Consider the following 22,115-nt stretch of genomic DNA (forward strand, 5'->3'; position numbering starts at 1 on the left):
CCTACGCGCTTCCCGCCCTGCTCGAAAGCTCCGCCGCCACATCGATGATCATGTCCTCCTGGCCTCCGATGACCTCGCGTCGGCCCAGCTCCAGGAGGAGCTCGCGCACGGGTACGCCGTACTTGTCCGCGGCGCGCTTCGCCGGATGGAAGAAGGTGGAGTAGAGACCCGCGTAGCCGAGCAGGAGCGCGGTCTCGTCGACGATCTGCGGTTCGGTCATCAACGGCGCGATGAGGTGTTCGGCAACCTCGACAAGTGCGAAGACGTCGACTCCCGGGCGGTGACCGGCACGCTCCAGCGCCGCCGCGAGAGCCTCCGTCTGGGCGTTGCCGGCGCTGGCTCCCAGACCTCGGAGCGACCCGTCGATGTAGGTCGCGCCGTTCTCGACCGCGGCGAGCGCGTTGCCGATGCCCACGCCCAGGTTGTTGTGGGCATGGAACCCGATGTCCGCGTGGACCGCGTCGCGCAGCGCGGCGACACGGGCTCCGGCGGAACCGGGCACGAGCGCCCCGGCGGAGTCGACCACGTAGATCACCTGTGCGCCGTAGGAGTCCAGTTTGGCAGCCTGCTCGGCGAGTGCCGCGGGTTCGAGCTTGTGGCTCATCATCAGGAAGCCCATGACGCGCATGCCGCGGTCGCGGGCATGGCGGATCGGCTGCTCGGCGCAGTCGGCCTCGGTGCAGTGCGTGGCGACACGTACCGTGGTCGCCCCGGCGTCGCGGACGGCGTCCAAGGCTGCGAGCGTCGAGATCCCCGGCACGTACAGCACGGCGATGTCCGCTCTGTCCACTGCGGCGACGGCGGCCTGCACGTACTCGACGTCCGTCGCGGCGGCGAACCCGTACTGGATCGAGGAGGCGCCGATGCCGATGCCGTGGGCGACCTCGATGACCCGGATACCCGCCCGGTCAAGGCCTCCGGCCACCGCGCCGACCTGTTCCGGTGTGAACTGGTGCGAGACACTGCTCATGCCGTCACGCAGGCTCGTGTCCACGAGAGTGATCATCGGGTGGCTCCAAAGGTCTTCTCCGCGATCCGTTCGGCGACGGCGGTTGCGGCGGCGGTGATGATGTCGAGATTGCCCGCGTACGCGGGCAGGAAATCGCCGGCGCCCTCCACCTGCACCATGACGGTGACCAGGTCGCCGTCGACCTCCATGAATCGCAGCCGGTAACCCGGCACGTACCGTTGGACTTTGGCGACGATGTCCCGTACGGCGTGCTCGATTCGGTCGGCGTCGTTCCGGCGAACCCTCGCGTACACGGTGTCGCGCATGACCATGGGCGGATCGGCCGGATTGATCAGTGAGAACGCTTTGGCCTCGTCTACTCCGGCGACGGCGGTCAGGGCCTGTCCGGTCTTCTCGCTGAACTCGCTGAGGTTCCACCGGGTGCCCGGACCTGCGCCGGCGCTCGCGATGGTGGCGACGATCTCGCCGTAGGAGACGTCGGCGACCTGGTCGATCGCGTACAGGAGGGGGATGGTGGCTTGTCCCGCGCAGCTGACCATGTTGAGGTTCGGTGCCTGCAGGTGATCGTCGAGGTTGACTGCGGGTACGACCCAGCGGCCGACCGACGCGGGTGTCAGGTCGATCGCGGTGATCCCCGCGGCCGCGTAGCGTGGCGCGGCCGCGGCGTGCACCTTCGCCGAGGTCGCCTCGAATACCAGCGGGGGTCGGTCCGATCGGCTGAGCAGCCAGTCGACGCCCTCCGCGGACACTTCGACGCCGAGGTCCTTCGCCCGCCGCAGGCCCTCGCTGCCGGGGTCGATTCCGATCATGAAACGCGGATCGATGAGTCCGGATCGGTGTAACTTGTAGAGCAAATCCGTTCCGATGTTGCCTGAACCGACGATCGCCGCCGGGACTTTTACGGGCATGCGTGCGCGCTCCTTGTGACTGAAAGGTGTTGCCGTCCCCGCGGGCCGGCGGCCGGGGGTCCAGGGATTCGCGGGCTCAGCCGCGTGCCGACCGGTGAATCTCGACCAGAAGTTCCAGTTCGACGGGTGAGCTCAGCGGCAGCGCCGACACCCCGACCGCCGAGCGGGCATGCCGTCCGGCGTCGCCGAAGAGCTCACAGAGCAGGTCCGACGCCCCATCGCCGACCTGTGGGAGCCGGGTGAAATCGGCTGTCGACGCGACGAACACCAGGGCCTTGACCACGCGGGCCACCGCCGCCAGATCGCCGATCTCCGCCTTCAGCGCCGCCAGGGCGTTCAGCGCGCACTGGCGCGCGCACTCGTAGGCGAGTTCCACGCCGACCGTGTCACCGAGCCGGCCGGCCGCGATCAGCCGCCCCTCCCGCAGCGGCACCTGGCCCGAGACGTGGACGTGGTCACCGCTGCGTACGGCGGGCACGTAGGTCGCGACCGGGGGGACGACCTCCGGCAACGTCAGCCCAAGCTCCTCGAGGCGCCGTTCGGGATCTGACATCGTCCGCTCCGTTCCGCGGGGTCTCGGGCTCATCGGGGGCCGCCGCGCCAATCAGGCATCGCCCGCTCGCCGACGGCGACGTCGTAGGCCGCGCGGGCCAGCAGACGGGTCGAATCCAACGTCGGCAGGCAGGAGACATCGGGCGTGATCAGCAACGGGATCTCGGTGCAGACGAGCGCGACCGCGTCACAGCCCCGGTCGGCCAGCCGTTCGATGACGCGCAGATACTCCTGGCGTGAGGGATCGCTGATCACTCCGTTCACCAGTTCCTTGAAAATGACCTCGTTGACGAGGTCGCGGTCGTCGGCGTCCGGCAGTTCCGCGGCGATCCCGCGGGCGGCCAGCGCCCGCGGATACAGCGGGCCGTCCATGGTGTACCTGGTGCCCAGCACGCCGACGCGGGTGCGCCCTTCGGCCGCGGCCTGGTCCGCGACGACCTCGGCGATGTGGAGACCCGGCAGTGGGAGGTCCGGGCCCGGCACCTCCAGAGCCATGTGCGCGGTGTTGTCCGGGCAGGCGAAGAAGTCGGCGCCGGCCCGGGCGAGCCGCTGCGCGCTGGTCGCCAGGGTCGCCCGGACGGTCGCGTGATCGCCGCTCTCCCAGGCGGGCATGCTGTACCCGAAGGCGATGTAGTCCAGGGTGACGTCGGGATGCTCGTTGCGACCGGTCCGGCGGAATCCCTCCTCGCAGAAGGCGAGGAAGCAAAGGGCGGCTCCTCCCGTGCTGTGGGCGAGAACTCCAAGGTGTTTCACGACGGCTCCGGCGTTTCAAGAAATCGGGACGCCTTCATTCTTCACCGGAGGACCCCAACTTCCTACGTGGAGGCATCGATCGATATATCATCCATGCCGTGGAGGTATGGATGGATCTGCGGTTGCTGGGGTACATGGTGGCGATCGCCGAAGAGGGGTCCATCAGCGGAGCCGCTCGCCGCCTACGGCTGACCCAGCCGACCCTGAGTCGGCAGCTGCGTGAACTGGAACGACGCTTGGGGGTCGAACTGTTCGCCCGCGCCGGCCGCGGCCTCCTTCCCACCGCGGCCGGCGAGGCGCTGCTCCGGCGGGCCGTGCGCATGCTGGCCGATGCCGAGGCCACTCTGAACGACGTGCGGCTGGCCGCCGAGGGCAAGACCGGTCGGGTGACGGTCGGGTTCGCCGGATCGGGCATCAACGGCGCGCTGGGAGACGCCCTCGGCCGGCTGCGAGCAGAACTCCCCGACGTCGAACTGTCCCTGGTGGAGCTGTTCGACGACGCCGAGATGTCGGCCGGCATCCTGGACGGAAGCCTCGATGTGGCGGTGCAGCGGCTACCGGTTCGCGACGTCCGTCTCGCCACACGAGTCTGGACGCGCGAGCCGTTGACCCTCTTCCTGCCGGCCGGGCACCCACTCGCCACGACCCGTGAGCCGGCACCGGTCTCCGTACTCGGTGAGATCCCCCTGGTGCTGTGGCCACGCGAATCCGCGCCCCACGCGCACGACGAGATCACCTCGTTGTGCCACCACGCCGGGATCGTGCCGCGCGTCGGCGCGCGGGGCCGGACCGTTCAGACGATCCTCGCGCTGGTCGCCGCCGGTTTCGGTGCGGCCGTGATGGCCGACTCCTATCGAGTGCTGCACCGCGAGGGCGTGACGTCTCGACGGCTCGCGGGTACCGCCACCACCTTGCACCTGGTCTGGCGAGACGGGGACATGGGCCCGCTTCTCACACGTTTCATGACCGCCCTGAACGCCGTGAAGGCTCGGCATCGCGCGATGAAAGACGTAAGACGCGCGCAGGACGCACCGGCCCTTTGATCAGGTGGTCCTGGGAGCGAACAGGACGCGGGGTCGACCGAGGTCACCTACAACCCCCAAGACCGCCGTCAACGCGACGAAGATCACCCTAGCGATCGACCGTCAGGCCCCTGGGTCGGTCAGGCCGTTTCGGCGCTGAGGGTCTGCGCCACGGGTCGGCGGGCCGCCAGGCGTGCGGGCAGGGCGGTGAGTGCCGCCGTCGCCAGGAGAGCCGCGAGTGCGGCGCCGAGCAGCCAGGAGGAGGGGGGCTCCGCCGGATTCCCGGTGGAGAAGAGCCAGAGCAGGCCGATGCCCAGCGGGACACCGATGACGGCGCCGGGCAGGCTGGGCAGGAGCTGGGCGGTGGACAGGCCTGCGGTGATCTGCCCGGGGGTGGCGCCGAGCGTACGTGCGACGGCCATGTTCGCCCGGGCCTCCATGGCAGTGGTCCACGTGAGCGTGACGGTGTTCACGACGGCGAGGGTGATCAACAGGATGGTGACGGTGAGCGTCAGCCGGCGGTCGTGCTCGTCGCGCAGGTTGGGCAGGGCGGTGGAGCCATCCAGGCCGTAGCCCCTCTCCGGCTGGGCGTAGAGGGTCAGCAGGGCGACGAGCGCGATCACCGTGGTGGCGGTGGAGCACGCCTGCAGCACGGCGCGGCCCGGCCGGCGGGCGGTCAGCCGCAGCCCGAGCAGCAGCAGCGCGGACAGCGCGGTGAGCCAGGGCCGGTGACGGGGCCGGTGCGCGGTGGAGGTCAGCGCCGTGACGGTCGCCGTACGCATGGCCCGTAGCGTGGGACGCAGCGTGGACAGCACCGCCACCGCCACGGCGAGGACGGTCGCCGTGGCAACGGTGGCGCCGCCGGGCCCGACCGCGTCGCCGATCCGGCTGGCGGTGGGGCTGGCGATGGCGGGCACGGTCAGGCGGGCGATCACCAGCCCCAGCGCGTCGCCGGCCAGCGCCAGCGCCAGGTACTCGGTGAGCAGGACGGTGGCGATCAGGCCCGGGGTGGCGCCGACGGCCTTGAGCAGCCCGGCCCGGCGCGTCTGCTCGACGGCGCGTCCCGCGGCCAGCGCCGCCACTCCGGTGACGGCCAGGAAGCCGAGCAGCCAGCTACCGACGACCAGGATCGGCTCGCTGTTCCCGAGGATGACCGTGTCCTGTTCGGCCGTGAACTGCCAGGTACGGAAGGTCACCCTGAGAGAGGAGTCGCGGTGGGCGTCCAGGAAGGCCTCGGCCGCGGCGGGGTCGCGCAGCTTGAGGTCCAGGGCCGTGGTCACCGGGAGATCGCGGGACGACGCCAGTGTCCGGGCATCGGATCGGGTCATCCAGGCCAGGCCGGTGTAGTCGCCGGGACCACCGTACGGGCCGATCTGCGCCCCCCAGGGGTAGATGGAGGTGGCCGCGGTGACGGCGATCCCGACGACGGGGTATGACCGGCCGGCGATGGTGACGTGGTCGCCGACGCCGACGCCCAGCGCGGTGGCGAAGCCGCGTTCAAGGACCGTGCCGCCGGAGCGTACCCAACGACCCGAGGTGACCAGCGGCCGGTTGACCGTTCCGGGCCTCTCGGCGAAGCCGTGCACCACCACGGGGGACGCGATGGAATCGCGCGTGGTGAGGTCGGCGTAGACGATCCGGTAGGGGCCATGGTGGGCGACCACTTCGGAATCGTCCGCCAGCGAGGCCAGGGCCGAGGTCACGGCGGGGCCCGTGTCGCCGGACAGTGCCACCATGTCCGGCCCGGCGGTGGCCGCGCGGGTCTGCTCGTACAGCGCGTCGCTCACGCCGCGCAGGGACAGGCCCAGGGCCAAGGTGGCGGTGGACACGGTCACCGCGAGCAGGAGCATCGCGGCCTGGACCTTGTGCCGCCGGACGTCGGCCAGCACCAGGCGGACGACGAGCACGATGGAGCCCATGACGTTCAGCCCCCCAGCCCGATCAGCCCGCCGAGCCCGCGCGTGGGGGAGCCGGCCAGCCGCGTGTCGTCGACGAACATCCCGTCGCGCATCGAGACCAGCCGATCCGCGGTGGCCGCCACCCGCTCGTCATGCGTGACGATCACGAGGGTCTGCCCCGCGGAACGCAGGTCCTCGAAGATCCTCAGCACATCGAGCGTGGCCGCGGTGTCGAGGTTGCCGGTCGGCTCGTCGGCCAGGACGACCAGCGGGTCGTTGGCCAGCGCGCGGGCGACGGCGACCCGCTGGCGCTGCCCGCCCGACAGCTGCGAGGGCAGATGCCGGGCACGGTCGGCGAGCCCGACCCGTTCCAGCAGCAGGCTCGCGCGCCGCCTGGCCTGGCGGCGCGAACGCCCGGCGAGCAGCGCGGGCAGCTCCACGTTGTCGGCCGCCGACAACTCCTCCACCAGGTGGAAGGCCTGGAAGATGAACCCCACCGACCGGCGCCGCATGCGCGCAAGAGCTCGCTCGCTCAGCGTGTCGATGCGCCGCCCGGCCACCCACACCTCTCCATCGGTGGGCCGCTCCAGGCCGCCCAGCAGGTGCAGCAGGGTCGATTTCCCGCAGCCGCTGGGCCCCATGACGGCCAGCGTCTGCCCCTGCGGCACCTCCAGGTCGACCTCGTCCACCGCGCGGACCCGGCTCTGCCCCTGACCGTGCGTCTTCACCAGGCCGTAGGCCCGGACCACGGCGCTTGACACGTTCATCCACCCTCGTCTTCGTCGTCGACCTTGGACCAGGCCCGCTCACAGGCATCCAGCCAGCGCAGGTCCGCCTGCAACCGCAGCACGACCCCTTCCAGCAGCAGGCCGGCGCCCGACCTCGCCGGCTCGGCCAGCGCCGCCTGCTGCGCCTCACGCAGGCGGCGCAGCAACTCACGGCGCTGCGCCGCCACCAACTCCACCGGGTCGGCCAGCCGGGCCGCGGCGGCGGCGGCGAGCTTGAGATGGAACTCCGCCAGGTCCGGTTTCGGCCAGCCCACCTCGGCCAGCCAGGCGGTCACCCGTTCCTGCCCGGCCGGCGTGAGCGCGTAGACCTTGCGCTCCGGCCGCTCGGGCAGGCGGTCGGCCCGCTCACAGACGACGAGCCCCGCTCGCTCCAACCGGGCCAGCGTCACATAGATCTGGCCACGGTTCATCGCCTCACCCAGCGGGCCGAGACTGTGCCGCAGCCGAGCGTGCAAGCGGTATCCGTGCGACGGCTCCTTGGCGAGCATCGCCAGCACTGCGTCCTGCATGGCACCCCTAACGGTTGGCCAATAGATAGCGGTTACCCGTGAACGGTGTCAAACGCCACACCTGGCGATCTGCCGGACCGGCTCGCCGCCTGCCGGGGGATGGAGGGAAAGGCCGAGGTGATGGGGCGGGGCGGGGGACCCGCCCGGCGAGGACGGTGAACCCGCGTGGAAGTCCCCACGGTTCTCATGAACGGCGCCGCGCCGCCGCCGTACCCGGCCCGGGGTATAGCTCCAGCTAGATAGAGGTTGGACTAGGCTGCTGCGATGACCAATCTCCCTTGGGAAGCCTCCGAGCTCACCGTCGGCCAGCTCGCCACCCGGAGCGGGGTGGCGGTGACCGCCCTGCGCTTCTACGAGGACAAAGGGCTCATCCACAGCCGCCGGACCGCGGGCAACCAACGGCGCTACCCGCGGGACACCCTGCGCAGGGTGGCCTTCATCCGGGTCTCCCAGCGGGTCGGCATCCCGTTGAAGATGATCCGGGAGGCGCTGGCCCGGCTCCCGGACGAACGGACGCCGACCCGCCGGGACTGGGCCGAGCTGTCGGCCGCCTGGCAGGCCGAACTGGACGACCGCATCGAGCAGCTGAGGCGCCTGCGGGACGACCTCACCGACTGCATCGGCTGCGGGTGCCTGTCGCTGGGACACTGCAAGCTGTCCAACCCCTTCGACCGGCTCGGCGAGGCCGGACCCGGGCCCAGGCGGCTCCTCACCAAGGTCGACGGCGAGTACGGCGAGGTCCAGGTGGGCGGAGCGCCGGCGGCGTCGCCGAGTTGAGCGCCCGGACCTCCGGCGGCCGGAGCGGTCTCGGGGTGGGACCTCCAGGGGGCCGACAGCCCTTCCGCGCGAGGCCGGCGGGGTGTTCCGGGGGGCGTCGACGGGGTTTCAAGCAGTCGCGGGAACCGACCGGGACTGCCTGCACGCCATCGGCTTGTTCTCCAACACCGGCGCCGGACCCACCACCCTCCCCGACGTTCTGATCATCGGTACTGGATCTTGTATCGACTTGGAGGTGGGATTCTCGAGTCCGCCGGGCTCGGAAAGGGTGGCGGACGGACACCGGACCCGACCAAGGACCCTTGAGTACTCCCGTTCGCGGGAAACCCGACCTGGGCGAGGCCCGGCGCGGCAACGACGTCCCGGTGGTCGGGGCGCCCGCCGGTGCCTCGGGCCGACGGGCGCTACTTTTCGGTCGTACCGGGTTTCCCGCTGATGGACTCCTGATAGACGTCCGCGTAGGTGCGCGAGTCCTTGATCAGGTCGTCGCAGAAGGCGGCGACGTCGTCGCCGATGATTTCCAGGACTCCCTTGCCGGCCGCGACGCCCTCCTCGAAGAAGTCGACGATCCCCGGGAGCAGGGGCCCGTCAGGCAAGTCGATCGGCCCGACCTTGAAGAAGTACCTCTGCATCTCCTTGTAGACGATCTGGTAGTCCGGGGGGAGCGCCTTGACCCGCGCCATGTGCGCCCGCCACTGCTTCTTGCCCTCGATGATGTCCTGGATGCCCACGTCAGCCTCCTAGCCGGCCCAATTTCCTTGCGACGTTCCTGTTCAACTGCTCGCGCCACCGGTCGCGATAGGTCCGGCTCCTCTCCCCGCCGGCCAGCGCCGCGCAGAAGCCCGCGATGTCGTCACCCAGCACCTCGTGAACGCTCTGCCCGTCGGCCGCCGTCTCTTCGAGCAGCCCCAGCGCACTGTCGAGAATCGGCATCAGGTTTCGACCTGTGAAGTCCGAGTAGGGAAAGAGACGACCCTTGATCTCTTCCCACGCCGCCCGGTAGTCGGCCGGCAACGCCCCGGCCCGAACTTCGAACGCCTTCCATTCCCTGGTGAGATCGCTGCCTGTCAAGGTCTCCCAGAAGTTCATCTCCCGCCCTCCTTGAGCTGGTCGATCCGTGATCTGACGTACTCCCATTTCGCCCAGAACGTCGCGAGTTCTTCGCGCCCCGCGTCGTTGAGCGCATAGAACTTGCGCGGCGGGCCCAGTCCGGACGGTCGTTTCGTCACCTGGACGAGCCCGTTCCTCTCCAGTCGCAGCAGGATGGTGTAGACCGTCCCCTCGACGACGTCGGCGAAGCCGAGTTCGTGCAGCCGGCGCGTGATGGCGTACCCGTAGGTCTCCTCGCTGCCGATGATTTGAAGCACACAGCCCTCAAGCGTGCCCTTCAGCATCTCCGTCAGGTCGTCCATCGTGGATCCTCTTCCGCCTCCCCCTAGTACTCGGTGGCACCGAGTACTACTACACGGTACCACAGACTAGTGGCCCACGGCACCGCGTGATGTCGGCGCCTCGCCGAGAGGGTCGCCTTCCCGCCTCCGGCCCGTGGTTGTGCCGGTTTGGATACAGGACACCCCGGCCACCGGGCCCCGAATCCGGCCTGCCTGCGCCCGAACCGGAAACCTCGCCGGCGCCTCCACCGACCTCGCGCGGAAGGGTCGAACGAGGGTTTCCCCCCATTGCGACCCACCCCGTCTTCGCGCGGTCGGGTGCACCGGGTTTGACCGCAATAGATTAAGATCTTAATCTTACGGTTGTGCCCCGACGTGCCGACCCGGCCGAGCGACGCCGTCAAGTCGCCGAAGCCCTGCTCAGAGTCGTGGAAGCCGACGGACTCGACGCGGCCAGCCTCCCGGCCGTCGCCCGTGAACTCGGCGCCACCACCGGGCTGGTGCAGAAGTACTTCCGCAGCAAGGACGAACTCCTGCTGTTCGCGGCCGGACACCTCGGCGACCTGGCCCGGACCCGGGTCCACCGCGCCCTCACCGAGGCCGGGGACGTCGGGATCGAGGAGATGCTCCTGCGTGGGATGAGCGTGGTCGCCGGAGCGCACCCGGACACGCGGGACGCCGAGGGCCGGATCTGGCTGGCCTTCGTCGCCCGGGCGGCGTTCCACCCGGGGCTGCGCGAACTCCACCTCGCCGGAGCCCGGGAGATCCGCGACCGATGCCGGAACGCCTTGGCGGAGGCCGTCCGGCGCGGCGAGGCCGACCCCGACCTCGACGTCCAGGCCGCGGCGACCGCGCTGGCCGCCTTCGCCGACGGCCTCGCCCTTCAACGGGCTCTCGAACCCGAACAGTTCACCGCGGCCGTCGTCCGCGGGCTCCTCCGCGGCTGTCTGGACAAGATCTTCGCCGCCAACGGAGGACCGAAGTGAACCCGGGAACGCTCCTGGCCCTGATCGGTCTCGCCCTGCTCGACTCCACCAGCATCGGGACGCTGTTCATCCCGGTGTGGCTGCTGCTTTCACCCGGCCGGATCAACGTCGGCCGAATCCTGGTCTACCTGGGCACCGTCACGGCCTTCTACCTCGGCGCCGGGATACTTCTCACCCTCGGCGCCGGGCCGGTCATCGAAGCCGTGGGCGAGGCCGTGGACGAACGCACCCTGCTGTGGGGTCAGCTGGCCCTCGGCGCCGGACTGTTCGCGCTGAGCTACCGCTTCGACCCCAAACGCCGGCCCGCCGGAGGCCGGATCACCCGCTGGCGCGAGCGCGTGACCTCCGACTCCGGTTCACCGACCCTGCTCATGGGCCTGGCCCTGATCGCGGCGCTGGCCGAGGTCGCCACCATGCTCCCGTACCTGGCGGCCATCGGCCTGATCTCCACCTCGGAGCTGAGCCTGCCCCTCATGATCGCGGTACTGGCCGGATACTGCCTGGTCATGGTGGTCCCCGCGGTGATCCTGCTCGGAGCGCGGCTCGGCGCCGCGGCCCGGGTCGAGCCGCTGCTGGGCAGGATCGACACCTGGATCACCGAAAAGGGCAGCAGCTGGACCGGTTGGGCGCTCGCAATCGTGGGGTTCATGCTCACCGCGAACGCCGCGGTGCTCCTGCGCCTTCCCCCGTTCTCATGGTGACCGCCCATCCGACTTGCCCGCCGCGCGCCCCGGACCGTCCGGCCGCGGCGGGCCGCCACCGTCCGCCGCGGCGGCGTCGCGGCAGCCGATCGACGGGCAAGTCGCGCGGGGCGCCCCATCCCGGGTCCTGGCCGGGGAATCCTGGCCGGGGCGGGGTGCCGACGCGTGATCGTCCCGCTGCGCGGGGAAGAGCTGAGCGCGGATGAACGACGTCCCGGCAATCCGCCGCTTAGGATGATTTATCCACCATCGATCGACACCGATGCCTCGGAGCAGCGCATGGCCCCCACTCCGCCCGACCGCCACAGCGGCGAGGAGCTCGTTCTGCGCCCCCCGCGTCACCGGGCGGAGCGGCGCTCGATCGCCTGGTGGACGGTCCAGGCCGTCGTCACCGTGCTCCCGCCGATCCTCATCCTGGTCCTGCTCGCCGTCCTGATCCCGCCGGCCCGCCCGTGGCTGCTGCTCTCCGCGGCGATCATCGGCGGCCCCGGCCTGATCTACATCGCCGTGATGCCGATCTGGCGGTTCCGGGTGCACCGCTGGGAAACCACCGGGGACGCGGTGTTCACCCGGGCCGGGTGGGTGCGCCAGCTGTGGCGGGTCGCCCCGCTGTCCCGGATCCAGACCGTGGACACCGTACGGGGCCCGATCCAGCAGATGTTCGGGCTCTCCACCGTCGTCGTCACCACCGCCTCCGCCGCCGGCCCGGTCAGAATCGACGGACTCGACCACGAGTTCGCCCGCGGACTGGTGGAGGAACTGACCGTGATCACCCAGGCCGCCTCCGGGGACGCGACGTGACCGAACCCGGGGAGGACTGGCGACGCCTGGATCCACGCGTCATCGGGGCCACCGGCACCTGGTGCGCACTCCTGATCGCCACCGCCGCGGCGATCATGTGGTGGCGGGACGCCCCCTGGTGGCTGCACCTGGCCGTGCCGTTCCCGATCCTCGCCGTCGCGGGCTACGAAGCGCTCCGCTGGATCAAGACCGCCTACCGACTCACCCCCGAGCTCGTCGAGCTCAGGACGGGCGTCCTGGTACGCAGCCACCGATCGATCCCGCGGCCCCGGGTACGCAGCGTCGACGTGAGCGCCAACCCGATCCACCGCCTCTTCGGCATCGCCGTCGTCAAGGTCGGCACCGGCCACCACAGCGGCTCCCCGGCGGGCGCCGCCCTCACCCTGGACGCCCTCGCCGTACCGGACGCCGACGCGATGCGCCGGAGGCTGATCCGCGGCGCCGACGCCGGCGAGCAGGACGTCGTCGCCCGGATCGACTGGCGCTGGCTGCGGTTCGCACCCCTGTCCGCCTGGGTGCTCCTGCTGGCCGGCAGCGCCGTGGGCGGCACCTACGAACTGCTGGACATCCTCGGAGCAGACCCCGACACCGTGCTCATCCCGCAGCTGTTCTCCTGGCTTGGCACCGTGGACCTGCTCCCGGTCCTCACCCTGTTCGCACTGGCCGTGCTGCTGGTCGGGATCGTCGGCGCACTCGGCCTGTACGTCGAGATGTGGTGGGACTTCCGGCTGCTCCGCGAGCCGAACGGCGCCCTGCGCGCCACCCGGGGCCTGTTCGTCACCCGCTCGGTCACCCTGGAGGAGGAACGGCTGCGCGGCGTGGAGATCGCCGAGCCGCTGCTGCTGCGCTGGGGCGGCGGCGCCTACACCTACGCGGTGGCCACCGGCACGGGCACCGTCGAGGAGGAGAACAGCATCTACAACGCGAGCGCCCTGCTCCCGCCCGCGCCCCTCGGCGAAGCCCACCGGGTCGCCGCGGCGGTCCTGCGCGAGGAGGAGGACCCCACCGAGGCCGTCCGCCTCATCCCGCACACCCGCCACGCGCTGACCCGGCGCCTGCGCTGGACCCTCGTCACGGGCGCGGCCCTGGCGGGCCTGCTGATCCTTCTGGGCGTGCTGCTCACCCCGGTGCTCATCACCGTCGGCTGGATCACGGGGGTCGCCGTCTGCGCCGCGGGCATCCCCTTCTCCTTCGACGCCGCCCGCAACCTGGGCCACGGCGTCACCGGCCGCTACCTGGTCACCAGGCACGGCACCCTCAAACGGCGCACCATCGCCCTGCGCCGCGACGGCGTGATCGGCTGGACCGTCACCCAGTGGGCCTGGCACCGCCGCTCCGGCCTGTGCAAGGTCACCGCGACCACCGCGGGCGGGCGCGGCGCCTACCACGTCAAAGACGTGCTGCTCCCCGAAGGCATGCGCTTCGCCGACGAATCCGTCCCCGGCCTCCTCCGGCAGTTCCTGATTCCGGCATCCTCGCAGCGGGAACAAGAGGAAGCGCCATGATCGGCTTTGTACCGCTCCGACACCGAGGCGAGTGTTCACCGCATCGATCGAAGCGGCCCGATGAGCCGATCACTCCCGGCGGACGCTCCGGAGAACCGTCGAGGGCCACCGCCGCCCCGGCCCGCACGATCTCCGCCACGATCCCCTGATCTCACCGACCCGGGTCGACGCCGGGAACGCGGCGGTCCTCGCATCGGCGGGGCCAGGGTTTCGCGGCTCCCCGGCCGGGCGGGACAACCCCCGGCTGACATGATCGACCTGGATCGATGGGGGCGAGGGGGCGATCGGGTGGACTCACCGGCGGAACCGGGGAAGTTGAGACGGCACCTGGGCCTGTTCGACGCCGTGGTGGTCGGGCTCGGGTCGATGCTCGGCGCGGGGGTGTTCGCCGCGCTCGGCCCGGGGGCGCAGGCGGCCGGGGCCGGGCTGATCATCGGGCTCGCGATCGCAGCCGTGGTCGCGTACTGCAACGCGACCTCCTCGGCGCGGCTGGCCGCCCGGTATCCGGCCTCCGGCGGCACCTACGTCTACGGGCGGGAACGCCTTGGCGCGTTCTGGGGTTACCTGGCGGGCTGGGGGTTCGTCGTCGGCAAGACCGCGTCCTGCGCGGCGATGGCGCTCACGGTCGGCTTCTATCTCTGGCCCGAGCGGGCGCACACTGTGGCGGTCGCCGCGACGGTCGCACTGACCGCGGTCAACTACCTCGGCGTCCGCAAGGCAGCCTGGCTGACCCGGGCGATCGTCGCCGTGGTCCTGGCGGTGCTCGCCGCCGTGGCAACCGTCGCCTTCACCGCACCCACGACCGAGGCGGCCCGGTTGCGCATCGGCTCGGACGTCACCGTCGGCGGTGTCCTGCAGGCGGCGGGGCTGCTGTTCTTCGCCTTCGCCGGGTATGCGCGGATCGCCACCCTCGGGGAGGAGGTCCGCGACCCGGCCCGTACCATCCCGCGCGCCGTCGGCCTGGCTCTCGGCATCGTCCTCGCCGTCTACGGCGTGGTCGCCGTCGCCGCCCTGGCGGTGCTTGGCCCCGGCGGGCTGGCGGCCGCCGAGGCGCCACTGTCGCAGACCGTACGGGCCGCAGGCGCGGCCTGGATGGTCCCGGTCGTCGCGGCCGGCGCCGCCGTGGCGGCGCTCGGCTCGCTGCTGGCGCTGATCCTGGGGGTGTCGCGCACCGTCCTGGCGATGGCCCGCGACCGGCGCCTGCCGCACGGACTCGCCGCCGTCCACCCCCGCTTCGGGGTGCCGCACCGCGCCGAGGCGGCCGTCGGCGCGGTGGTCGCGGTGCTGGCGGCCACGGCCGATCTGCGGGGGGCGATCGGGTTCTCCTCGTTCTGCGTGCTCGTCTACTACGCCGTGGCCAACGCCTCGGCGTGGACGCTCACCCGCGCCGAGGGGCGTCCCGCGCGGGCCGTCCCGGTCGCCGGGGTTGCGGGCTGCCTGGTGCTGGCGTTCGCCCTCCCGGCGACCTCGGTGGTCTGGGGGGCGGCGGTCCTGGCCGTGGGCGCGGTCTTCTACGGTCTGCGCACCGGGCCGAACCGGTCCTGATCGGCGCGACGGCCCCGCGAAATCCACGGCGCGGGTGGTCGGCGACTCCACCGAACACCCGACAGGCAACCGCTCCGACCAGTGGCACACCACCCGCTACCCCTCCCCGTAGACGATCGCTTATGTTCTTCAGCGCCCTGCCTATGGGGTGGCCCGCTTTCCGCTGCTGGGATGGGTTCATGACCGACAAGCAGATTCTCGTACTCGGCGGAACCGGAAAGACCGGCCGCCGTATCGTTTCCCGCCTGCGCGACCTGGGCCACCCGGTGCGGGCCGCCTCCCGGAACGGGGAGACGCGTTTCGACTGGGACGACCCCGGCACCTGGCCGGCGGCGCTGGACGGCGTCTCGGCCCTCTACCTGATGGCCCCGCCCCTCAGCGCCGACCCGACCGAGGAGATCGACCGGCTGCTCCGCGGTTTCACCGGCCGCGTGGTCCTGCTGTCGGCGCGGGGAATGGCCTGGCATCCGGCCGAGGACGCGGTGCGGAACCGGGCCCGGGAGTGGACGATCCTGCGGCCCACCTGGTTCGCGCAGAACTTCAGCGAGGACCTGTTCGCCCCGGGCGTCGAGGCGGGGGAGATCGCCCTGCCCACCCGGGAGGGGCGTGAGCCGTTCATCGACGCCGAGGACATCGCCGACGTGGCGGTCGCCGCGCTCACCGCCGACGGGCACGACGGCCAGACCTACGACCTTTCCGGCCCGGAGGCGATCTCGATGCGCACCGCCGTCGAGATGATCGCCGAGGCGACCGGGAAGCCGATCCGCTACCTGCACATCGAACTCGCCGACTTCCGGGAACAGCTCATCGGGCACGGGTTCCCCGGCGAGCTCGCCACGGTGCTCACGGCGACGCTGGAGGACATCGCCGAGGGCCGCAGCGAGTACATCAGCGACGGGGTGAAGCGGGCCCTCGGCCGGGAACCGCGTTCCTTCGCCGACTACGTCGCGGCCACCTGGCCCAGCCGGTAGGCATCGCCCGCTCCTGCGGCACGGTGATTTCCGGCATCGCCGACGTAAGATCGGGATATGCCTAATCTGGGTCCGGTAGAGCTGATCTTGTGGCTCGGCGTGGTGGGCCTCCCCGTAGCGATCGTCTTGGGGGTTGTCATGATCTTCCGGCGGAGGGTCGTCAAGCAGTCCATTCCGGTGGCAGGGTCTCCGCCCGCCGTGCCGGGGGCGGATTTCGAGACGCGCGCGATGGCCCTCATCCAAAACGGGAAGAAGATCCAGGCCATCAAACTGATCCGGGAGGAGACCGGGCTCGGCCTCAAGCAGGCCAAGCACGTGGCCGACCAGATGGAGGCCGGGCGCTACGTCCCGCCTCGCCGGGCCGTGGCCGTGCCCGACCTCGCCACCCGGGTACGCGAGCTCACGGCCGCAGGCCGTACCGAACAGGCGATCCACCTGATCCGCGGCGAGACCGGCATGGGCCAGGACGAGGCCGAACACTTCATCCAGGCCCTGTAGCCGAAACCGAGCGGGGTACGGCCTGCGGCAGCGCAGGCCGTACCGGGCCCGGAACGCACCGGCGGGCTCGGCGGCGTCCGGCGTCTCGGTCGCCTCCCGTGGTCCGAACCGGTCGTGCCGACGGTGCGGCGGGGCCGGGGGCCCACCGGTTCGCCCGGCCCGCCGACCGCATGAACTGCGGGACCGGCAGCCCCCGCACCGGCGTCGCGTCCCCACCGTGCAGCACCCGTTCGTCGGCCGGGCCGAACGACACCGTAGGGAAACGGCAGGCCCAGAAACAGCAGGAACACCGTCACCGCGATCGCCACCGGGCGGCGTATCACCCCGAGCGCCGGCCGCCGCCGGGCCCGCCTCGGCACGTCGAACCGGTTCACCCGATGCCCGAGCAGCGCCGGCAGCGCGGGGAGCACCACCACCGCGATACCGCCGTAGGCGATCGAACCGAAGAAGTACAGGGGGAACGCCGGCAGGGCCGACGGCGACAGCGCCACGGTGAGCGCCGAGAACACCTCCTCCGCCCGGCCGTCCGCACCGCCTCCGGCCCGTCCCGGAAACGGCCCACGACGAACAGGCTGTCGTCGATGGCCGGACCCGGGCCCGGCGCGACGGTGACGTTCATCGCGAACACCGACACCTCGGTCACCTCCGACAGCGGCCGCAGCACCGCCGTGGCGGACATCACCGAGATCAGCTCGACGAACGGCGGGAGCGGCGCCGCGACCGCGCTGCCGAACACCGGCACCAGGGTGACCGGGGCGACGATCAGCTCGGCGCGGAGGAGGTCCTCGCCCGAGGTCTTCTCCACCGCCGGCTGCACCGGGGCCGTCCCGGCCACGCCGACGTCCAGCCGGGCGTCGGCTCTCGGGCACGGGCCCGCGTCCCCGGAAGTCTCGGTCTCCGCATGGGAACATCCGGCGGGAACAAAACGTCGTACAAAGTACATTGTACTTTGTACGAAGATTTCCTACCGAGAGGGATTCTCTTGCGCATCACCGCTTCGGCAGTCTCGCTCAACGTCGACGACGTCCCGGCGTCCAGCGACTTCCTCACCCGCCACTTCGGATTCACCGAGCAGATGTCCGCCGACGGCTTCTCCTCCCTGGCCAGGGAGGACTCGGGCATGAACGTGATCTTCCTGCGCCGAGGCCGGGAGTCCCTCCCCGCCGACCAGCGGGACGACCACGCCCAAGGCCTGATCCTCGCCTTCGTCGTCGACGACCTGGAAGGCGAGCTGGCCCGCCTGGAGGCCGAGGGCGTGGCGATCACCATGCCCCTCACCGAGGAGCCGTGGGGGGAGCGCGCCTTCCAGGTGCGCGACCCGGGCGGGGTCATCGTGCAGCTCGTCGACTGGAACGGCCCGGTCGCCGAGGGCGTGGACCCGGCCGGCGCATGACACCCGGCCGCACCCTGCCGTCCCGGCCGTGACGGCGAGCCGCCGCGTGGCGCGGACACCCCGCCACGCGGTGACGGGCCGACCCGGCGCCGGTCAGCCGGCCTGGAGCGGTTCGACGGCCAAGGCGTGCCGGAGGTGGTCGGCCTGCCGACCCGGCGGGGCACGCATCAACCGATGCCGTGAACCGGCAGCTGGAGCCTGCGCCGCTCCGATCGGACGACCTGCGGGCCAGGCCCGCAGGTCGGGCGGAAGGCCACGGCGCCGCCGGTGCACCTCGGCGACAAGCACCGGCGCCGACGAGTTCGCCCACCGCGCCGGGCCCGAACGGCGACGGCCTCACGCTCCGTGACCTCCGAACCGAATGATCACGTTTTGCGGAAGGCTCGTGAAACACGCGCCTCACGCTCTAGGCTCCCGGCATGCCGTCAAGGTTTCTGGTCATCGCGGTGGTGACGCTCACGCTGGCCACGGGCTGCCGGGCAACCGAGCCGCCCCCGGAAAACCGGGCTTCCACGCCGACCGCGCCCTCCCGCGAGGCGATCGCGTTCCCCGCACCGGTGGAGATATCGCCGGGGCCGAACCGATGGACCCGGGTCCCGAAGGAGTTCGGGGAAGCGGGCGGGATGTGGAGCGTCGCGGCCACGGGGCCGAAGGACGTCTGGGTGGTGGGGACGGAGCACGCGGAGAACCCGGTCGTCTTGCGGTGGAACGGCCGACGGTGGGCCGAGGTCGTCCCCCGGGGGCCGAAATCCCCGCGGGTGGTCTCCGTCTCGCCGCGCGGCGATGTGTGGGTGTTCGGCGAGGACGCGCAGGCGTGGCGCTGGACCGGCCGCGGCTGGACTCACGTGAAGGGCCCGTCCGGGCGTCTGCTGGAAGCCGCGGTCGCGACGGCGCCCGACGAGTTTTGGATAACGGGAGCGCTCCGCGACGCAAGCCCCGACTATCAGGCCTTCCTCATGCGATGGAAGGCCGGGAAGTGGACGGACTACCAGCCGACTCCCGGCGGCAACAAGATCGAGGGGTTCAGCGCTCTGTCGCCGAACGACGTGTGGGCGGTGGGCGATTCCGCGATCATCCACTGGGACGGCACCACCTGGCACTCCCTGATCCCGGGCTACCCGGGGTATCCGGAAATCCGCGGGCATGATGTCAGGCCCGGCAGTCGACAGGTCACCTTCCTGTACGACATCGCGGCTGTGTCCCCCAGGGAGGTGTGGGTGGTGGGGGGCTTGGTGAGTTCGACCACATCCGGCGGTACGGAGTCCGATAACTCCAACTCCGACAGAGGTGAACCCGTCGTGCTGCGCTGGGACGGGCGGCGGTGGACAGTGATGGACGTCCCGCGCAAAGACCACTCCCGTGATGATGTGTACCGCCACGATGCCTTCACCACGATCGCCGCCGACGGGCGCGGCGGTTTCTGGGTCGCCGCGCTCTTCGGCGGTTCGGAGCGGATTCTGCGCTACGACGGGGGCTGGACGGACGAGGGAGCTCCCCCCGGCACCTCGTGGCCGGACGAAGTCGCCGACCTCGCGAAGGTTCCGGGAAGCGAACGGATGATCGCGGTGGGCAGCGAACCCGACTACGAAGAGGACAGCACAGGCTGGATCTGGATGCGCTCCTGACCCGCCGTACACCTGCCTGGCGGGAGGCGACTCACCGGCTTACGGCCGGTCGGGGTGGCCCCGCGCCCGCCCGTGGAGACAGCGGGTCCGCAGCGGGACGGGTACGGCCGCGTCCTCCCGTCCCGGCGGTGGCGGCGACCGGCCGTCCCGGCGCCGGTCAGCCGGCCTCCGGCGGTTCGACGGCCAGGGCGTGCCGGAACACGCCGCGCGGGTCCCACCGGGCCTTCACCCGCTGAAGGCGTGGGTAGTTCTCCTTGTAGTAGAGCCGATGGGCGGACACCCCCGAGGTGTTCCACGCCGGGTCGGCCAGGTCGGCGTCCGGGTAGTTGATGTAGGAGCCGTCGCTGACCTCGCCGGGCACCGGCACGCCGCCGGTGTCGGCGTACACGTCGCGGTAGAAGCCGCGGATCCAGGCGAGGTTGGCCGCGTCGTCCTTCTCCTCACCCCAGACGGTCTGGTAGACCGCCTTCATGACCACGTCCCGCTGGGCGATCGCGGTGGCCGCGGGCGCCACCGCGCCGACCTGGCCGCCGTAGCCGATGAGCGTGAGGCCGGCGTCCGCCCCGCCGGTGGAGTTCGTCAGGTTGCGGTGGACGGCCGCGAGCTGGGCCTGGGTGAACGAGCGACGCAGGTAGGCGGCCTTGATCTTGTACCGCCGGTTGACCACGTCCCCCGCTTCGCCGCTGCCCGGCCAGGTCATCCGGTGCAACCACGGCATCGTCTGCCGGAACTCGGCCCCCGGGCCCAGGTCGAGGCCGGCGGTCACCGCGGCCACGAAGCCGGTCACCATGCCCTCGGCGCCGGGGATGTCCGCGTCGATCTGCGCGACCAGCATGACCGATCCGCCGGCGCGGTGCGACGCCTGGAGGATCCCGTACAGCCCGGCGTACGGCGAGCCGGGCGCGCTGTGGCGCTCGTGCCAGGTCCCGAAGTTGCGCAGCAGCCCGGTCAGCGACCGCTCGGTCAGCTCCTCCCAGGACCAGAAGACCACGTGCTGCAGCATCCGCCGCGGCGACCTGGGCAGCAGCCGGGACGGGTCGGTGCCGGCGGCGCCGGGCGTACGCAGCCAGTAGCGGGTGACCACGCCGAAGTTGCCGCCGCCCCCGCCGGTGTGCGCCCACCACAGGTCGCGGTGCGGGTCGTCCGGCTCGCGGGTGGCGACCACCGCGCGGGCGGTGCCGTGGCGGTCGACCACCACGACCTCCACCCCGTACAGGTGATCCACGACCGAACCGTGGAGCCGGGACAGCGCCCCGTACCCGCCGCCCGCGAAGTGCCCGCCGGCGCCCACTCCCGGGCAGCTGCCCCCGGGGACCGTCACGCCCCAGCCTTTGAACAGCGTCCGGTACACGTGGCCGAGGGTGGCTCCGGGCTGCACGGCGAACGCCCGCCGACCGGCGTCGTAGCCGACCGCGTCCATGGGGGAGAGGTCCAGCAGCACCCGTACCGCCGGATCGGCGGTGAAGTTCTCGAAGCAGTGCCCGCCGCTGCGCACCGCGACCCGCCGACCGGACCGCGCCGCCTCCGACACCGCGCGCACCACCTGATCGGTCGACCCGACCACGCGGATCTCCTCCGGCCGCCCGGCGAACCGGAAGTTGTTGCCACGCAGCAGATTGTCGTAGCGGAAGTCCCCGGGACGTACCGTCACCGGTCCGAACCCCGCCGTCTCCGGCGCCCCCGACGCGGCGTCGGCACGCCACGGGTCGGCCGTCACGGCGATCGCCGCGATCGCCGCGGCACCCACCCCCGAGAGGATCCCGCGACGACTCACCGCCCCTCCGTCCGGCGGGCTCGTCGTCCCGTCGCGCACTTCTGCCATATGTTGTGCTCCTTTCCGACTGGAGGTGGTCAGCCTCCCAATCCGGCGGCACGGCGCACATCAACCGATGTCATGAACGGCGGGTGGAGCCTGCGCCCCACCGAACGGATGATCCGCCCCACCGGACGGATGACCGGCGTACCGAACCCGCGGGTGGGGCCGAAGGCCACGACACCGCCGCCGGTGTCCCCTCGGCGACCAGCACCGGGGTCCCGGCCGCCGTCGAGCACCGCGGCCGGCCAGGCTCTGCCCGTACCCGCCGACGATCAGGGCTACGTGCGCTCGGAGTGGGCGGGGAGGCGGACGACGACCTCAAGGGCGTGCGGCGTGGAGTCCTCCCGATAGCGCGGCGAGCGGCCGGTCACGGCCGAGCAGGGCGATGACGCGGTCGACGGCCGAGGCGTAGGCGCGGCGGGTGTTGGGGTTGGCCGTGCGCGAGGGGGCCGGGAAGGCGTCGGAGAATGCGGCGAGCGCAACGTGTCCGCCGCGCGGCGCGGCGACCTTCGGCGCCGCGCTCATGCCGGCCGCCGCGCGACGTCTGGGGTGACGTACCGGATAGCGTGCCGGGAGTCGCGCGGCGCCCGGCGGGTGGATCGCCTGCTCGCAGGACGGCCGTGATCGCTCATGTACATGAGCCGGCTGCGGCTTGGCTTACAGGCCGGTGATCTGGAGTGCGATGGTGCCGTCCTGGGCGGCAAGG

At 71.6% G+C, this 22,115-nt stretch carries 24 protein-coding genes; 11 read left to right on the forward strand and 13 right to left on the reverse strand.

Features of this window, described 5'->3' with window-relative positions; translation table 11 throughout:
- Window position 1 precedes the first annotated feature (1 nt).
- From dmpG to RUR_RS17190, 4 genes are all read right to left on the reverse strand, one after another.
- On the reverse strand, window positions 2-1,006 hold the full coding sequence (gene dmpG / locus RUR_RS17175; protein WP_283136075.1) for a 4-hydroxy-2-oxovalerate aldolase: 1,005 nt from the start codon (window positions 1,004-1,006) through the stop codon (window positions 2-4).
- Entirely contained in the window at window positions 1,003-1,878 is an 876-nt protein-coding gene (locus tag RUR_RS17180) for an acetaldehyde dehydrogenase (acetylating) (protein WP_283136076.1), read from the reverse strand. The genes dmpG and RUR_RS17180 overlap by 4 nt, the downstream gene beginning before the upstream one ends.
- A 76-nt stretch (window positions 1,879-1,954) precedes the next feature.
- The gene (locus RUR_RS17185; protein ID WP_283136077.1) at window positions 1,955-2,431 is read right to left on the reverse strand and encodes a RidA family protein; all 477 of its coding nucleotides are present in this window, start codon (window positions 2,429-2,431) and stop codon (window positions 1,955-1,957) included.
- 29 nt (window positions 2,432-2,460) lie between these two features.
- Complete coding sequence (locus RUR_RS17190; RefSeq protein WP_283136078.1) at window positions 2,461-3,183, reverse strand: aspartate/glutamate racemase family protein; 723 nt, start codon at window positions 3,181-3,183, stop codon at window positions 2,461-2,463.
- 110 nt (window positions 3,184-3,293) lie between these two features.
- Here RUR_RS17190 and RUR_RS17195 point away from each other — a divergent pair, with 110 nt between their 5' ends.
- Window positions 3,294-4,226 (forward strand): LysR family transcriptional regulator, encoded by a 933-nt coding sequence (locus tag RUR_RS17195; protein WP_283136079.1) that lies wholly within the window; start codon window positions 3,294-3,296, stop codon window positions 4,224-4,226.
- A gap of 119 nt (window positions 4,227-4,345) precedes the next feature.
- On the opposite strand, the gene RUR_RS17200 is transcribed toward RUR_RS17195, so the two are convergent.
- The 3 genes from RUR_RS17200 to RUR_RS17210 are packed head-to-tail and all read right to left on the reverse strand — an operon-like array spanning window position 4,346 to window position 7,400.
- Window positions 4,346-6,124: an ABC transporter permease gene (locus RUR_RS17200; RefSeq protein WP_283136080.1), complete on the reverse strand. Its 1,779-nt coding sequence runs from the start codon at window positions 6,122-6,124 to the stop codon at window positions 4,346-4,348.
- Between the two features lie 5 nt (window positions 6,125-6,129).
- Window positions 6,130-6,870 (reverse strand): ABC transporter ATP-binding protein, encoded by a 741-nt coding sequence (locus RUR_RS17205; protein WP_283136081.1) that lies wholly within the window; start codon window positions 6,868-6,870, stop codon window positions 6,130-6,132.
- Window positions 6,867-7,400 carry a PadR family transcriptional regulator gene (locus RUR_RS17210; RefSeq protein WP_283136082.1) on the reverse strand — a complete coding sequence of 178 codons (534 nt, stop codon included), beginning with the start codon at window positions 7,398-7,400 and terminating at the stop codon, window positions 6,867-6,869. The genes RUR_RS17205 and RUR_RS17210 overlap by 4 nt, the downstream gene beginning before the upstream one ends.
- Window positions 7,401-7,664: 264 nt before the next feature.
- Here RUR_RS17210 and soxR point away from each other — a divergent pair, with 264 nt between their 5' ends.
- Window positions 7,665-8,177 (forward strand): redox-sensitive transcriptional activator SoxR, encoded by a 513-nt coding sequence (gene soxR / locus RUR_RS17215; protein WP_283136083.1) that lies wholly within the window; start codon window positions 7,665-7,667, stop codon window positions 8,175-8,177.
- Between the two features lie 404 nt (window positions 8,178-8,581).
- Here soxR and RUR_RS17220 read toward each other — a convergent pair whose 3' ends face one another.
- The 3 genes from RUR_RS17220 to RUR_RS17230 are packed head-to-tail and all read right to left on the reverse strand — an operon-like array spanning window position 8,582 to window position 9,589.
- Window positions 8,582-8,908, reverse strand: a complete 327-nt coding sequence (locus RUR_RS17220) for a DUF1048 domain-containing protein (RefSeq protein ID WP_283136084.1) — start codon at window positions 8,906-8,908, stop codon at window positions 8,582-8,584.
- Between the two features lies 1 nt (window position 8,909).
- The gene (locus RUR_RS17225; RefSeq protein ID WP_283136085.1) at window positions 8,910-9,266 is read right to left on the reverse strand and encodes a DUF1048 domain-containing protein; all 357 of its coding nucleotides are present in this window, start codon (window positions 9,264-9,266) and stop codon (window positions 8,910-8,912) included.
- Entirely contained in the window at window positions 9,263-9,589 is a 327-nt protein-coding gene (locus tag RUR_RS17230) for a PadR family transcriptional regulator (RefSeq protein WP_283136086.1), read from the reverse strand. The genes RUR_RS17225 and RUR_RS17230 overlap by 4 nt, the downstream gene beginning before the upstream one ends.
- A 344-nt stretch (window positions 9,590-9,933) precedes the next feature.
- On the opposite strand from RUR_RS17230, the gene RUR_RS17235 reads away from it, so the two are divergent.
- From RUR_RS17235 to RUR_RS17265, 7 genes are all read left to right on the forward strand, one after another.
- The gene (locus RUR_RS17235; RefSeq protein ID WP_283136087.1) at window positions 9,934-10,554 is read left to right on the forward strand and encodes a TetR/AcrR family transcriptional regulator; all 621 of its coding nucleotides are present in this window, start codon (window positions 9,934-9,936) and stop codon (window positions 10,552-10,554) included.
- Window positions 10,551-11,255, forward strand: a complete 705-nt coding sequence (locus RUR_RS17240; protein WP_283136088.1) for a GAP family protein — start codon at window positions 10,551-10,553, stop codon at window positions 11,253-11,255. Before RUR_RS17235 ends, RUR_RS17240 begins: the two co-directional genes overlap by 4 nt.
- Window positions 11,256-11,534: 279 nt before the next feature.
- Window positions 11,535-12,056, forward strand: a complete 522-nt coding sequence (locus RUR_RS17245) for a PH domain-containing protein (protein ID WP_283136089.1) — start codon at window positions 11,535-11,537, stop codon at window positions 12,054-12,056.
- Window positions 12,053-13,561 (forward strand): PH domain-containing protein, encoded by a 1,509-nt coding sequence (locus RUR_RS17250; RefSeq protein WP_283136090.1) that lies wholly within the window; start codon window positions 12,053-12,055, stop codon window positions 13,559-13,561. The genes RUR_RS17245 and RUR_RS17250 overlap by 4 nt, the downstream gene beginning before the upstream one ends.
- A 315-nt stretch (window positions 13,562-13,876) precedes the next feature.
- A complete protein-coding gene (locus tag RUR_RS17255) occupies window positions 13,877-15,106 on the forward strand; it encodes an APC family permease (RefSeq protein WP_283136091.1) in 1,230 nt (409 codons plus the stop codon).
- Between the two features lie 179 nt (window positions 15,107-15,285).
- Window positions 15,286-16,077, forward strand: coding sequence for an NmrA family NAD(P)-binding protein (locus tag RUR_RS17260; RefSeq protein WP_283136092.1), 792 nt, complete (start codon window positions 15,286-15,288; stop codon window positions 16,075-16,077).
- Window positions 16,078-16,134: 57 nt separating this feature from the next.
- Window positions 16,135-16,575, forward strand: coding sequence for a ribosomal protein L7/L12 (locus tag RUR_RS17265; RefSeq protein WP_283136093.1), 441 nt, complete (start codon window positions 16,135-16,137; stop codon window positions 16,573-16,575).
- A 370-nt stretch (window positions 16,576-16,945) separates the two neighbouring features.
- Here RUR_RS17265 and RUR_RS17270 read toward each other — a convergent pair whose 3' ends face one another.
- The gene (locus tag RUR_RS17270) at window positions 16,946-17,518 is read right to left on the reverse strand and encodes an MMPL family transporter (protein ID WP_283136094.1); all 573 of its coding nucleotides are present in this window, start codon (window positions 17,516-17,518) and stop codon (window positions 16,946-16,948) included.
- A 39-nt stretch (window positions 17,519-17,557) separates the two neighbouring features.
- Between RUR_RS17270 and RUR_RS17275 the strand changes: the two genes are divergently transcribed.
- The gene (locus RUR_RS17275; RefSeq protein ID WP_283136095.1) at window positions 17,558-17,968 is read left to right on the forward strand and encodes a VOC family protein; all 411 of its coding nucleotides are present in this window, start codon (window positions 17,558-17,560) and stop codon (window positions 17,966-17,968) included.
- A gap of 419 nt (window positions 17,969-18,387) precedes the next feature.
- Window positions 18,388-19,593: a hypothetical protein gene (locus RUR_RS17280; RefSeq protein WP_283136096.1), complete on the forward strand. Its 1,206-nt coding sequence runs from the start codon at window positions 18,388-18,390 to the stop codon at window positions 19,591-19,593.
- Window positions 19,594-19,750: 157 nt separating this feature from the next.
- Here the strand turns inward: RUR_RS17280 and RUR_RS17285 are convergent, their stop codons facing one another.
- Entirely contained in the window at window positions 19,751-21,415 is a 1,665-nt protein-coding gene (locus RUR_RS17285; protein ID WP_283136097.1) for an FAD-binding oxidoreductase, read from the reverse strand.
- Between the two features lie 312 nt (window positions 21,416-21,727).
- Complete coding sequence (locus RUR_RS17290; protein WP_283136098.1) at window positions 21,728-21,934, reverse strand: hypothetical protein; 207 nt, start codon at window positions 21,932-21,934, stop codon at window positions 21,728-21,730.
- Between the last annotated feature and the right edge of the window lie 181 nt (window positions 21,935-22,115).

It is taken from the genome of Rhizohabitans arisaemae (assembly GCF_025996515.1).
Lineage (GTDB): Bacteria > Actinomycetota > Actinomycetes > Streptosporangiales > Streptosporangiaceae > Rhizohabitans > Rhizohabitans arisaemae.

Excerpts from the sequence above, each read along its gene's own strand:
- RUR_RS17185 (WP_283136077.1), bottom strand. The coding sequence starts at position 2,431 with ATGTCAGATCCCGAACGGCGCCTCGAGGAGCTTGGGCTGACGTTGCCG.
- RUR_RS17200 (WP_283136080.1), bottom strand. The coding sequence starts at position 6,124 with ATGGGCTCCATCGTGCTCGTCGTCCGCCTGGTGCTGGCCGACGTCCGG.
- RUR_RS17205 (WP_283136081.1), bottom strand. The coding sequence starts at position 6,870 with ATGAACGTGTCAAGCGCCGTGGTCCGGGCCTACGGCCTGGTGAAGACG.
- RUR_RS17290 (WP_283136098.1), bottom strand. The coding sequence starts at position 21,934 with ATGAGCGCGGCGCCGAAGGTCGCCGCGCCGCGCGGCGGACACGTTGCG.
- RUR_RS17225 (WP_283136085.1), bottom strand. The coding sequence starts at position 9,266 with ATGAACTTCTGGGAGACCTTGACAGGCAGCGATCTCACCAGGGAATGG.
- RUR_RS17180 (WP_283136076.1), bottom strand. The coding sequence starts at position 1,878 with ATGCCCGTAAAAGTCCCGGCGGCGATCGTCGGTTCAGGCAACATCGGA.
- RUR_RS17270 (WP_283136094.1), bottom strand. The coding sequence starts at position 17,518 with ATGTACTTTGTACGACGTTTTGTTCCCGCCGGATGTTCCCATGCGGAG.
- dmpG (WP_283136075.1), bottom strand. The coding sequence starts at position 1,006 with ATGATCACTCTCGTGGACACGAGCCTGCGTGACGGCATGAGCAGTGTC.
- RUR_RS17265 (WP_283136093.1), top strand. The coding sequence starts at position 16,135 with ATGCCTAATCTGGGTCCGGTAGAGCTGATCTTGTGGCTCGGCGTGGTG.
- RUR_RS17230 (WP_283136086.1), bottom strand. The coding sequence starts at position 9,589 with ATGGACGACCTGACGGAGATGCTGAAGGGCACGCTTGAGGGCTGTGTG.
- RUR_RS17260 (WP_283136092.1), top strand. The coding sequence starts at position 15,286 with ATGACCGACAAGCAGATTCTCGTACTCGGCGGAACCGGAAAGACCGGC.
- soxR (WP_283136083.1), top strand. The coding sequence starts at position 7,665 with ATGACCAATCTCCCTTGGGAAGCCTCCGAGCTCACCGTCGGCCAGCTC.
- RUR_RS17210 (WP_283136082.1), bottom strand. The coding sequence starts at position 7,400 with ATGCAGGACGCAGTGCTGGCGATGCTCGCCAAGGAGCCGTCGCACGGA.
- RUR_RS17195 (WP_283136079.1), top strand. The coding sequence starts at position 3,294 with ATGGATCTGCGGTTGCTGGGGTACATGGTGGCGATCGCCGAAGAGGGG.
- RUR_RS17280 (WP_283136096.1), top strand. The coding sequence starts at position 18,388 with ATGCCGTCAAGGTTTCTGGTCATCGCGGTGGTGACGCTCACGCTGGCC.
- RUR_RS17245 (WP_283136089.1), top strand. The coding sequence starts at position 11,535 with ATGGCCCCCACTCCGCCCGACCGCCACAGCGGCGAGGAGCTCGTTCTG.
- RUR_RS17285 (WP_283136097.1), bottom strand. The coding sequence starts at position 21,415 with ATGGCAGAAGTGCGCGACGGGACGACGAGCCCGCCGGACGGAGGGGCG.